The following is a 12925-nucleotide window of genomic DNA, read 5'->3' on the forward strand; positions in this document are numbered from 1 at the left end:
CTGGCTATAGAGGTTATTGTGGATAGTCGGTTACATCGACTTTCTGCAATAACCTTTTTTTCCGTCTAGTTAAATTTCATGATTCCCCTCCTCCAGCCGTTTTCCTGTCCACCTTAGCCGAAAAACCGGCTCCATCTGCCGTCTTATCGGTTGTCCTATTCAAAAAACACGATAATTACCAGTTTTCCAAGTTGGCACGCATCTTGCACTATAAGAAGATGAATACAAAAAGGGAGGAATCATTTATGAAGGCACCAGTCGTTAGTGGAAAAGAACAAGAAAAAAATTCAGAAACACTTATGAAAGCAGCAATTGTAAGCGAATTCCAACAAGAGTTGGAACTTCAGGATGTACCAAAACCGAAACCGGGACCTGGTCAGGCGCTTGTAAAAATTGAAGCTTGTGGTGTGTGCCATACTGATTTACATGCAGTCAATGGTGATTGGCCTGTTAAACCGAAACTTCCACTCATCCCTGGGCATGAAGGTGTTGGCGTCGTGGAGAAAATCGGACCGGGCGTGACAGCTGTTAAAGTTGGAGATCGTGTCGGGATTCCTTGGCTGTATTCCGCATGCGGGGAATGCGACTATTGCCTGAAAGGACAGGAGACGCTTTGCCACAATCAGGAGAATGGCGGTTATTCCGTTGATGGCGCATATGCAGAATATTGTCTGGCAGCAGCGGATTACGTGGCCAAAATTCCTGAAAGTCTAAGTTCTGTCGATGCAGCGCCGATCCTCTGTGCAGGAGTGACAACTTATAAAGCGTTGAAAGTATCCGGTGCAAAGCCTGGTGATTGGGTAGCGATTTATGGAATCGGAGGACTTGGGCATGTCGCACTGCAATACGCAAAGGCGATGGGCTTCAACGTTGTAGCGGTCGATATTGCGGATGAAAAACTGGAACTCGCTAAGAAACTAGGAGCCGATGTAACGGTAAATGGTAAAAAAGAGGATCCAGCTGAAGCGATTCAATCACAAGTTGGCGGTGTCCAGGCAGCTATCAGTGTCGCTGTGACGAAAGTTGCATTCGAACAAGCATATCATTCTGTCAAACGCGGAGGCTCACTCGTTGTAGTCGGACTGCCGCATGATGAACTCCCAATTCCGATTTTTAACACAGTTTTAAATGGAGTTACTGTAAAAGGTTCCATCGTCGGTACTCGTATTGATATGAAAGAAGCGCTTGATTTTGCTGCACGCGGCAAAGTAAAAGCACAGATTGAAACTGCTCCGCTTTCCAATGTCAATTCGATTCTAGATAAAATGGAAAAAGGTGGAATTAGTGGAAGAATCGTTTTAACATTTGATTGATCGAAACGCTCTTTCTTACTATAAGTAGATAACTAAAAATAAGCTAATTAAATAGGGGGATTCTCTAAGTCAATATAGGACTAGAAGAATCCCCCTCTTTTTCATGTTTCATTCAAATAATAACGGAGCTTTCTTGTAGTTACGCCAAGCTTTTGGGCTGTTTCTTTACGATTTCCGGCCGTTTCGTGGAGCGATTTTTTTATAAGTGCAGTTGCCGTTCGTTTTTCCATCGTTTTCATAAGAGACAGAACATCGTCAAGAGACTGTTGTTCTGACCCATTATAAATATTCATTACTTTTTTTGAAAAGTCATTCCACTCGTCGGGGAAACGGACTGGTTCAACCGAAGCGGCAATCGGAAAAGATTTCGTTTTTCCTATGATCCGATCTGGCAGTAAGTCTGGTGTGATGATAGCCCCTTCTTTTACGATAGCAGCTGTTCTGCGGATCAGGTTGGATAGTTCACGCATATTTCCCGGCCAATCGTGTTGTTGCAGCAGTTCTAATGCGTCTGGAGAAAAAGTGATTGTTTCACCAGATTGCTCGATGAATAAGTCGATTAATAACGGGATATCTTCCCTACGTTCACGGAGCGGAGGAATGTTCAGTTTAACAACATCCAGCCGGAATAATAAATCTTCTCTAAAGGCGCCGCGTTGTACAGCTTCATCAAGGTTGACATGAGATGCAGCAATGATTCGGGCAGAAGTACGCTCCGTTTTCGTTCCGCCAATTTTGATGAACTCTCCCGTTTCGAGAACTCGTAACAGTTTTACTTGTGTCGATAAGGAGGCTTCAGCGATCTCATCAAGAAAAAGAGTACCTGATGAAGCAGCCTCAAAATATCCGGCCCGGTCTGTCATGGCACCAGTGAATGCACCTTTCACGTGACCGAATAATTCACTTTCCAAGATTGTTTCGGAAAGGGCACCGCAGTTAATATTTAGCAGCGACCCGGCAGAACGTCGGCTTGCTGCGTGGATGAACTTTGTCAGCACTTCTTTACCGGTTCCTGTTTCGCCCTCTATTAAAACTGTAACTTGCTTAGGTGCAATTTTATAGGCAAGCTCATACAACTGATGCATCGAGCGACTAGTCCCAAGGAAACAACCCAATTCCATAGCGATCCTCTTGAATTCAGCTTCTTCTCCGACGTCAAATTGTGGATTTGCAAGAAGTCGGTCGATCAATTGGTCGATTAAATTAATATCTTCAAAAGGTTTTTCTATAAAATCGGCCGCCCCATGTTTTATAGCATCTACAGCGATTTTGACCGTGCTGTATCCGGTCATAACTACACACGGGCAATGCGTAGCTTGCATTTTCATTGCCTTCAATACGTCTATGCCATTTCGATCCGGAAGACGGACATCGATAAACGCAAGTGTAAACAGCGAGAAGTCCGTAATTTTGTCAAATTCCTTTCCACTTTTCACATGTGTTGTCCGGAAACCTTTTAATTCAATGAGACGTGATAAAAATCGGCCAAGTTCGATTTCATCTTCCACAATTAAAATATGTTCCAAGATTTCACTGCCTTTCTTCATTTAATGGAAGTGCAAGAGAAAATGTTGTCCCACTGCTCTCTTCTGATCTGGCAGATAAAATTCCACCATGAGCTTGCGAAATTCCGAAGCTGACGGATAATCCGAGACCCGTCCCACTGTCTGCATCCTTCGTTGTGAAAAAGGGATGAAAGATGTCATCAAGCACTTCCTTCGCGATACCTACCCCGTTATCTGTAATTGATAAAACTGCCGAGCCTTCCAATAACTCCGTCCGAATTAAAATCTTTTTTTCCTCTGCAGATGTCATTGTCAGCGCATCTTTTGCATTCATCAGCAAGTTGACAGCGACTTGAACCAGCTGTTGTGAGTTACCGTTTACGTACGGTAGATCAGGAGCAAGCACCACGTCAATTGAAATATGGTTTTGTTCAATTTGCCTGCGGGTCAGACTGAGCGCTTCATTGACAGCATCATTTAACGAACAGGGTTTAAAGGTTGGAATCTCCTGACGCGAAAACACAAGCAGACTGCGGATAATCGTACGGCATCTTTTCCCGCACTGATCGATGTCTTCTAGCAATGGCTTCATTTGTTCATTAGCAGATTGGGTCCGAAGCAGAAGTTGCGTGTTTCCAATGATTGCGGTCAGCGGATTGTTCAGTTCGTGTGCAACCCCGGCAGCCATCTCTCCAATTGCCGCCAGCTGTCCGGAATGCATGAGTTGCATTTCCATCCTGCGCTTTTCTGTTACGTCTTTACGATAGACAATGACTGCATCAATGGAGTCATCCAGTCCCAAAAGCGGATAGCATGAACAATCATAAATTTTATTATCATGATGCAGTTCGGCAGATTGCGGTTTTTTTGTTTGAATCGTCAGTTGAAAAGGGTTTTCCGCAGACCCGGTTGCTTGTTCCATGAATTCACTGATATTCTCGCCGATGCCAAGCGACCAATCCATTCGCGCCGCATCATTTCTCGATAAGATGGTGCCGTCAGGAGCTATGATTAAAATTGTGTCAGACACGGCTCGGAAGGTCTCTTCCCATCGCTGTTTTCCAGCAAGAACCTCACCATAAAGCCGCGCATTTTCCATGCAAACCGCTATTTGGTCTGCAAAATGAAAAAAGAAAGAAAGGTCATCTTCATCGCACTGAAAATATGATCGGCTTGCAAACGACAGAACCCCAATCATTTTGCCGTTGCTCTTTAATGGAAAAAGATGCATAGAAGCTAATGCAAGATGTTGGATTCCTTTTTCTTCAAAGAAAGAAGCATGTTCATTTTTGTGATAAACCGAGTAGTCTCCTGTTGTAAAGAAATTCCGGTCTAAGGAGTCTTCACCTCGAAAAAGTGTATTTTCCCCCTGAGAGATGACATGTTCCGGATAAATATAGGACCGAATGATTTTAGTATCTGCTACAAGCGCGACACTGAGAAGATCAATCGGATATACAGTTTTTAATTTGGCAAATGTATTTTCCAACATATTCTCTACCGAGAAATTAATTGTGAAACTCCTCATCACTTCATTGATCATTTCAAGTTGGCTGTTTTTCTTTTTCAGTTGGTCCACAGTGGACTTCAGCTCGGAATAATAATTGTGTTTGGATGACTGTACCCCTGTCAATAAATCAATCATTTCGTGTCTTTTCATCGTAGCACCTACAACGCCTGCCGCAGAAGGAACGCCACTTCATCAGCTGAAATATCACGAGGGTTGGTAATCATACAAGCATCCAGAAGCGCTATTTCGCTAATGACAGGAATGGCTGATTCTTCAAAACCCATTTCTGATAATGTAAGCGGCGCACCTATATCAACCGCAAGTTTTCTTACATGACTGACCGCTTTTTCACAGGCCTCCGATACACAAAGTGAACTCACATTTTCACCCATCAACTCAGCAATCGTCCTGAATTTTTCCGGTGCAGCCAACGCATTAAACTCCATAACATGAGGAAGCAGAACAGCATTGATATCACCGTGTAAAAAAAGATAACGGCCGCCTATAGTATGCGCCATCGCATGTGCAGCGCCGAGGATTGCGTTGGAAAAAGCGAGTCCGGCGTGAAGACTTGCCATCGCCATCTTTTCTTTTGCTTCCATGTTAAACCGTGATGCAACAGATGGTCTGAGAAATTGCGAGGACAACATGATGGCATTTTTCGCATGAACATCGGTTAGCGGTGTAGCGGCAATGCTGACGAATGATTCAATAGCATGTGTCAACACATCAAGCCCAGTGGAAGCGGTAAGACGAGCACTTTTTGTCGCCAGTACATCGGGATCGATAATCGCGATATCCGGCACTAAAGACTTTGAAACGATGGTCATTTTTATATGCCGTTCGCTATCCACGATGACGGAAAATTGAGATACTTCGGAACCTGAGCCAGCTGTTGTCGACACCATAACTAATGGAGGAAGTGGTTTTGTGATGCGGTCTACCCCTTCATAATCGCGGACTTGTCCACCATTCGTCACCAGTATGGCTGCCGCCTTTGCAATATCTATGGCACTGCCGCCACCGACTCCGATGAACGCATCGCATTCATTGTCACGATAAACTTTTGCACACATTTCGGCTTCTGTCTCTTTGGGGTTCACACTGATATTAGAAAAAAGTACGAAAGCGAGCCCCGCTTCCTGACAACTTTCTTCAACACTCTTCAACCAGCCCGCATCAATTACTCCCTGATCTGTCACGATCAGCACGTTGCGAGCACCGAGGCGTACACAACTTTCGCCGACTTGTTTGATGGAACCGCTTCCAAAAATGACTTCCGGCATAACGAATTTGAACATATTGAAACACCTCTTATTTGTTTTACTATTCTATCTATTATAACATCATTTTCTAGAAGTTAACTATTGTAATCCTGCCAAGAGCTGGATCCTACCATTAAGTTAACGAAACTTTGTCCATCATGACTGGTATCCCAATTTTAATGAATGAATTGTGTGGGCCTGTTACCTTAAATGCACTGTTGCGGTGCTCATATATATATTTGTGCTAGCGTCTAGCACTCGTTATACTTTTCTTAATGAAAGGAGACAGAGATGAAGCATAAATGGGAACAACACGGACTTAAGTTTATAGCGTTTGCGGCGTTTATATTTTTGATTATCGTAAACTATGGAAATTGGCAAGAGCATCAGGAGTTCATGGAAGAGGCGAGTCAACATCCGACGGAAAAACAAATCTTTCGGAAATACGTAGTTCTTGATCTGTTGCAAGGTCCGCATTTTTCAGTACAATTGGCAGCCTTGCCTGAAAGCAGTGTGCCTACAAAATACAATTCATCGATCATCAGAATCGACCAGGAATTATTTGAGCAAGTGGAAGTTGGAGACAATATTGCTGGGTATTCGGCTGATGGAAAGTTTTATACGGGAGAAATGTTGAAGGAAGAAGAGCGCTGGTTCTATCTATTATTGACATTCTTTAGTCTGTATCCAGTAGGCTATCTAGTGTATTGGTTAATGAAAATTAATACGATTCAACAGTTTGTCAGGCAAATTGGTAAACAATCATTTATAAATAAGACTGGCAATCTTCTTTTCTCTTTCATCTTTTTTGGGATTGTCGGGATTATTCTTCTCTTCTCGCTGACAGAATGGAAAAACGTATGGGAAAACGGCTATGAAAAGTTTTTCGGCACCCATCACGCGGAAACGACGGCGCTCATTATCGACCGCGATGTGGACTGGAATTCCTCTCTACACGGGGATCACGAATACTATCTTTCCTTGATGTATAAACCAGATAACCAAGACAGCATATTTATCGCCAAAGGAGTAACATGGCATACCTACCATAAGTATCAGGAAGAAATGCCAATCATTTATAACACGGAGAACCCATACCAAGTATTTGCAAAAGAAATTGATCCACAAGATATTTTTTTCATCTTGGCGGCTGACACAGTTACCATCATAACGGTTTCGCTAATTTTGGTAATCCTCCTAAGCATACTTCTGTATCTTCTTTGGAAACGGAGACAAAAACGTAAGTTAATTGTTAAAAGTAAAAAATGATAGTCGTTTGAACCTATAAAGAGATCAAACAGAATTTGGCTGGCAGAGTCGGATTCAATACCGTCTTTCTGCCAGCCAAATCACTAATATTATTTAAATTTCTTCACAGACCAATTGTATGAGCAGGGGCTGAATTGTATAGAGACCTCCGTACTCGTCAGCTCTTTAGAAAGAAGCTTACTAAAAAAATGTTCTATAATCTAATCGATCGATTAAAGGACAACTTTTGGGTCATTCTTTTTTCAGAGTATTAGTATCCATTACTCTTTTTAAATCCCCAGGTATACTCGGCAGTGGGCAGTGGCCACCATCCACTTTCCTGCTAGGGTTTGCCCATAGGAAGCCGCATCTCGATGTTAATTCTGATCCGTTTCAACGATATCAAAAGCTTGCCGGTTTGCTGATCAGAATAGCCTGGATGTGCATTAAGCGTTCGGCCGCTGTCTATCTGTTATTGGCAACGTATAAATCGGTGACTGTGGATCGCACAATTCACACACAAAAATAGCACGAACCAATTAAGAGGTTCGTGCTATAATTCTTCACGCCTGACGAAATCTGTTTCCTCTTTTAATAACTTTGCACGCCCGCTGTTCCCGATATTATAGCAATACCATTGCTCGTGCCCACTCTGGAGACTCCAAGTTCCTTATATTTCTGAAACTGATCTCGCGTCCGGATACCCCCAGAAGCCTTTACACGTACATGTTCGCCGGAATTTTCAACCATGAGCTGCACAGCTTCCAAGGTGGCACCACCAGAGCCAAAACCTGTTGAGGTTTTAATAAAATCCAGCCCTACCTCCTTCGCAAGGATAGATAACTCTTCAATCTCGGCAGGTGTTAAATAACATACTTCAAATATGCATTTAACGACCACATCAGGTCTTTCCTCTTTTAATCTCGCAAGTGCTTCCATTTCCTCTTTTACAAAAAGAAAGTCTTTGTTTTTGACTGCACTAATATTTAGGACGTAATCAATTTCTTCCGCACCATCTTCTATTGCCTGCTCTGCTTCAAGCCGTTTAATCGAAAGCTTATTAGCACCTAGTGGAAAGCCTACTACTGTACATACCTTGACTCCAGTGTCTTTTAATAGATCGACACAGATAGGAACATAGAAAGGATTCACACAAACAGTAGCAAAATGATGTTCTGATGCTTCTTTGCATAATTGCTCAATTTGTTCTTTCGTTGCCTCTGCCTTCAATAACGTATGATCGATATATTCATGAATAGCTGTCACTCTTGACCTCACCGCTTTCTCTTAAAAAATGTTCTACTTGTTCTTTATGCGGCATAGCAGGTGCTGTTCCTAATTTCGTGACGCAAAGTGCTGCTACGGCATTTGCATAACGAATGGATTCTTTCAATTCCTTGCCTGCTGCCAAGCTATGAGCGAGGCCACCACTGAAGGCGTCCCCGGCTCCTGTTGTGTCTATGGCATGGACTGAAAAAGCCGGAATTAATTCACCTGTTCCCTCACCTGTATAGAGATAGACACCTTGTTTCCCCATTGTAATAATAATATGAGGAATCCCCATTTCATATATTCTCTCTGCAGCTTTTCTAGCGGATAATTCATCTATCACCTTAATCCCACTGAGCTCAGAAGCTTCGATTTCATTAGGGGTAATATAAGAAACTTTGGTCAATAGTTCTTTCGGAAAATCTCTGTAAGGCGCTGGATTTAAAATTAACGGCACATGGTGCTTAGAAGCAAGCTCGATCGTTGTTTGAATTGCTTCCATACTCGTTTCGAATTGAACTAAGGCAATATCAGATCCTTTAAACTTCTCTTCCGTTGCATATACATCTTCTTTTGTGATTTTTCCGCAAGCCCCTAGTGCAACCGCAATGCTGTTCTCACTGTGTTGATCTACAATGATTTGTGCAGTCCCTGTTATTTCAGTAGGGTCTCGTTTAATGCAGTCAATATTCATACCTTCGTCTTTAAAATATTGCAATGCCTGCTCTCCAAATATGTCAGTTCCCAATTTGGTCATATACGTTACGTGTGATCCGCTACGTACCGCTGCGGTTGCTTGGTTTGCCCCTTTACCGCCAGGTCCCATTTGAAACGGTCCACCTAATACGGTTTCACCAGGCTTCGGTAAATGCGGAGTCAGTGTCATTAAATCTGTAACATAGCTTCCTATTACGATTACATTTGCCATATTCTCACCTAATTTTTATTTAGTTTTGATCTGATCTACGTTGTCTGCTGTTACTAAGTTAGAATCTAAGATTACTTCCTTCTCCACATCTTCGCCGTCAGAAATTTTGATAGCTGTATCTATAGCTTCTTTCCCTAAGAAGAAAGGCGGTTCTGCGATCGTTGCATTCATCTTGCCCGCGCGAATTGCATCCATTGATGGATCAATAGCGTCACAGCCAATTAATACAATTTCATCTACACGACCAGCTGCTTCAATTGCCGCTAATGCTCCTAACGCCATTTCATCATTTGCAGCGTAGACTCCGTCAATTTCTTTATTCGCTTGTAAAATATCTTCCATTACTTTCATCGCTTCTCCTCTGTCAAAATTGGCTGATTGACGAGCTATGATTTTAAAGTCAGGGGTTTCTTCTACGATTTGGTTAAATCCTTCACTCCGAAGCTGCCCCACGTTTGTTCCAAGAATCCCTTGAATCTCAACAATATTACCTTTTCCGCCCAATGTCTCACTCATATAATTGCCCGCAATATTTCCAGACTTTATTGCATCGAATCCGATATGAGTTGCTACATCTCCACCATTTGATTGACGGTCGACTGTAAATACAGGGATATCTGAATCGTTAGCTTTCTTAACTGCCTGTGCAATCGCATCGCTATCAGCTGGATCAATAATAAGAATATCAATGTTTTGTTGAAGCAAGTTTTCCACGTCGGCAAGCTGCTTTCCTGGATCGTTTTGTGCGTCTGTCACGACAATATCAACATCTCGTTCTTTCGCTTGCGCTTCTGCTCCTTCTTTTACAGCTACGAAAAATGGATTGTTCAACGTGTTCATAGAAAGACCGACTTTTAACTTGTCATTTGAACCTTTTTCTTTTTCCGTTTTACCTGAGGCCTCATCGTCCATACTGCAGCCAACCAACAACACCAGTGTCAATACAACGGCAAACATACTCATTAATTTTTTCATCATTCTCTCCCCTTATGAGCGTTTTAATTTGGAAAACCTACTGTCGATTAAAACAGCAATCAAGATAACAAGCCCTTTTGCGATATTCTGATAAAATGGCGAGACGTTCATTAGATTTAATAAGTTATCAAGCACCCCCATAATCAAGGCCCCGATTAACGTCCCAATGACTCCTCCTTTCCCGCCTGCTAAACTTGTACCTCCAATGATGACAGCGGCAATGGCATCCAATTCTATTCCTGTACCGGCTGTCGGTTGAGCTGACATGAGTCTAGATGTATAAATGATGGCAGAGATAGCTGATAGAAAACCCGCAATACCGAATACTGCAACTTTTATGGATCGAACCCGGATACCAGCTAATATAGCTGCTTCTTCATTACCCCCTATCGCGTAAATATATCTTCCAAAACTTGTGTATCTCAATATCCAAAACATCAGGCCAATAATTACAAACATAATAATAATCGGCACTGGGATTCCAAAAATTCGTCCACTTCCGATAAAGCGAAATGCTTCATTGCTAACAACAAGCGGATAACCTTTTGTATAGACAAGGGTCATTCCCCTAGCAATTACCATAATAGCGAGCGTGGCAATGAAAGATGGAACCCCGAAATTCGAGACAATGACCCCGTTAACTAAACCGAACAACAAGCCGACAACTGTAGAAGCAAGGATAGCGACCCATAAAGGCAATCCTGCAGTTAATACACCGGCCAATATTGCTCCGGAAAAGGCCATCACTGCACCGACTGATAAATCGATTCCTGCTATTAAAATAACCAACGTCATTCCGGTAGCAATAATTGCAATAATAGACACTTGTCTTAAAACGTTCATAATATTGCTTGTCGTGAAAAATGCGTCAGATAGAAAACCTGCCACAATACAAAGAAGGAAAAAAATTAGTACAACCCGATACTTTTCCAGAAAACTAAGCCAGTCTATTTTATTTAAACTTTGTTTTTTTTCCTGTTTACTGACTGTTACATCATTAGACATGTAATTCGCCTCCTGCTGCATATTGGAATATCGTTTCCTGATCAAAATGTTCCTTGTCCAATTCAGCTGTAATAGTACCTTCACTCATAACCAATATGCGATGGCTTAACCCTAGTAACTCCGGCATATCAGAGGATATTAAAATAATCGCAATTCCTTGTTCTGCAAGCTCTTTCATGATTTGATATATCTCTGCTTTTGCCCCAATATCAATACCCCTTGTCGGTTCATTTAAAATTAAAACGTCAGGATCCATTTGCAGCCATTTTCCAAGCACTACCTTTTGCTGGTTTCCGCCGCTAAGCGTGCCAACTTCTACAGAGGAATGATGCACTTTAATATTTAAGGCTTTAATCCATCGATCAACAATTTTTTCTTTATTACGTTTATGCAAAACACCAAAGGACGAAATTCTTCGATAAGAAGGGAGCAGCAAGTTTTCATAAACGGACATTCCTAAGACCAAGCCTTCATCTTTTCGATCATCGGTAACAAGTGCAATTCCCGCATCGATTGCTTCGCGCGGTGTATTAACTGTCTTTCCACCAACCTTTATAGTCCCCTCTTTGTGAGGATAAAGACCAAACAGTGCTTTTGATAGGGGAGTTTTCCCAGAACCCATTAAACCGGCTATCCCAAGAATTTCTCCTTTTTTTATAGTGAAATTGATATCATGTAAGTATTCCCTTACAGACAAGCGCTCTACTGTTAACGCGGGCTCCTCGTACGGTCCTTGAAGCTTAGGGAATAAGTCCGTTAATTCCCGACCAACCATCATTGTGACCATTTGATGCCTAGTAATATTTTTAATGGATTCACTTCCAATGTACTTACCATCACGCAGGACAGAAATTCGATCCGCTACTTCTTCCACTTCCTCCAATCGGTGGGTAATAAAGATGACACCAAACCCTTGCTTTTTTAAATCTCTCATAATATTTAGTAACTTCTCTGTTTCTTCTTCATTCAAAGTTGCCGTCGGCTCGTCCATAATAATAATATTCGATTCAAATGAAAGTGCCTTGGCAATTTCCACTAGCTGCTGCTCTGCAATGGACAGATTAGCCAACAGAGTATCAGGAGATAATGCTGTTAGCCCAACCTTCTCCAGCCATTGTCTCGTCTCATCCCTCAAACGTCTTCTGTCTATTACCCCGGTAATTAATCTGGGTTCTCTTCCCAAAAAGATATTTTCGGCTACACTCATATGCGGTACTAAATTAAACTCCTGATAGATGATACTAATACCCAGCTCCTGAGAGTGTTTTGGTCCATGGATTGATACTTCTTTTCCATTAATTTTAATTTGACCGCTGCTCGGCTGATGAACGCCGGCTAATACTTTCATTAACGTCGACTTACCTGCTCCATTTTCACCAAGTAATGCTAAAATTTCCGAACGCTTCACATGAATAGATACTCCGTCTAATGCTTTCACTCCAGGAAATTCTTTTGAAATTCCGACCATTTCTAAAACTGCCTGCTCCATATGCGCACCTCCTTGGCCCTTAGTAAGCAACGCCTGCAACCAAGATTATATTTGCGTAAGATGTAAACTCTCCAGACCTTATGGCACCTCGAACATGCGCCGTTTTTTCTTTGAATGTAATATGGGGAACATATTCAACCGGCACGTTAGGAAATCGCTTCAGAATCGCTTCATTCATCTCCGGACTACTAGTTTTTATCTCCTCCGCTAAGATAATTCCTTCTACTAATAAATCCCCTACCACTGTGTCAAGAACATCAAGAAATCTTGGAACTCCTTCTTTTAATGCCAAATCAATCCGATGTGGAATACCCACCGGAATCGGCAGACCGGCGTCTGTTACAACAATCGTATCGGTATGACCTGTCTCTGTGAGCAATTGATTCAAAGTTGGGTGTAAAATTGATCCTTTTCTCAT

General features: G+C 42.2%; 11 protein-coding genes. 2 read left to right on the forward strand and 9 right to left on the reverse strand.

What is annotated here, in order from left to right; genetic code table 11:
* The first annotated feature begins 299 nt into the window (after positions 1–299).
* The gene (gene adhP / locus H7J92_RS04020) at positions 300–1313 is read left to right on the forward strand and encodes an alcohol dehydrogenase AdhP (RefSeq protein WP_221835629.1); all 1014 of its coding nucleotides are present in this window, start codon (positions 300–302) and stop codon (positions 1311–1313) included.
* Positions 1314–1414: 101 nt separating this feature from the next.
* Here the strand turns inward: adhP and H7J92_RS04025 are convergent, their stop codons facing one another.
* Genes H7J92_RS04025 through H7J92_RS04035 form a run of 3 tightly spaced genes read right to left on the reverse strand, consistent with a single transcriptional unit; the run spans position 1415 to position 5629 of the window.
* Positions 1415–2839: a sigma-54-dependent transcriptional regulator gene (locus H7J92_RS04025; protein ID WP_221835468.1), complete on the reverse strand. Its 1425-nt coding sequence runs from the start codon at positions 2837–2839 to the stop codon at positions 1415–1417.
* Positions 2840–2843: 4 nt separating this feature from the next.
* Positions 2844–4478: an ATP-binding protein gene (locus H7J92_RS04030; RefSeq protein ID WP_009766034.1), complete on the reverse strand. Its 1635-nt coding sequence runs from the start codon at positions 4476–4478 to the stop codon at positions 2844–2846.
* Positions 4479–4486: 8 nt separating this feature from the next.
* Positions 4487–5629, reverse strand: coding sequence for an iron-containing alcohol dehydrogenase (locus H7J92_RS04035; protein WP_009766035.1), 1143 nt, complete (start codon positions 5627–5629; stop codon positions 4487–4489).
* A 255-nt stretch (positions 5630–5884) separates the two neighbouring features.
* Between H7J92_RS04035 and H7J92_RS04040 the strand changes: the two genes are divergently transcribed.
* On the forward strand, positions 5885–6862 hold the full coding sequence (locus tag H7J92_RS04040) for a hypothetical protein (RefSeq protein ID WP_221835474.1): 978 nt from the start codon (positions 5885–5887) through the stop codon (positions 6860–6862).
* 570 nt (positions 6863–7432) lie between these two features.
* Here H7J92_RS04040 and deoC read toward each other — a convergent pair.
* The 6 genes from deoC to rbsD are packed head-to-tail and all read right to left on the reverse strand — an operon-like array spanning position 7433 to position 12925.
* Positions 7433–8107, reverse strand: coding sequence for a deoxyribose-phosphate aldolase (gene deoC / locus H7J92_RS04045; RefSeq protein ID WP_221835476.1), 675 nt, complete (start codon positions 8105–8107; stop codon positions 7433–7435).
* The gene (gene rbsK / locus H7J92_RS04050; RefSeq protein WP_221835478.1) at positions 8091–9038 is read right to left on the reverse strand and encodes a ribokinase; all 948 of its coding nucleotides are present in this window, start codon (positions 9036–9038) and stop codon (positions 8091–8093) included. Before rbsK ends, deoC begins: the two co-directional genes overlap by 17 nt.
* 15 nt (positions 9039–9053) lie before the next feature.
* Entirely contained in the window at positions 9054–10013 is a 960-nt protein-coding gene (locus H7J92_RS04055) for a substrate-binding domain-containing protein (RefSeq protein WP_246602500.1), read from the reverse strand.
* A 12-nt stretch (positions 10014–10025) separates the two neighbouring features.
* The gene (locus tag H7J92_RS04060) at positions 10026–11018 is read right to left on the reverse strand and encodes an ABC transporter permease (protein ID WP_078817109.1); all 993 of its coding nucleotides are present in this window, start codon (positions 11016–11018) and stop codon (positions 10026–10028) included.
* Positions 11011–12507 (reverse strand): sugar ABC transporter ATP-binding protein, encoded by a 1497-nt coding sequence (locus H7J92_RS04065; protein ID WP_078817108.1) that lies wholly within the window; start codon positions 12505–12507, stop codon positions 11011–11013. Before H7J92_RS04065 ends, H7J92_RS04060 begins: the two co-directional genes overlap by 8 nt.
* A gap of 19 nt (positions 12508–12526) precedes the next feature.
* Entirely contained in the window at positions 12527–12925 is a 399-nt protein-coding gene (rbsD, locus tag H7J92_RS04070; RefSeq protein ID WP_078817107.1) for a D-ribose pyranase, read from the reverse strand.

This window comes from Sporosarcina aquimarina (assembly GCF_019748715.1).
GTDB lineage: Bacteria > Bacillota > Bacilli > Bacillales_A > Planococcaceae > Sporosarcina > Sporosarcina newyorkensis.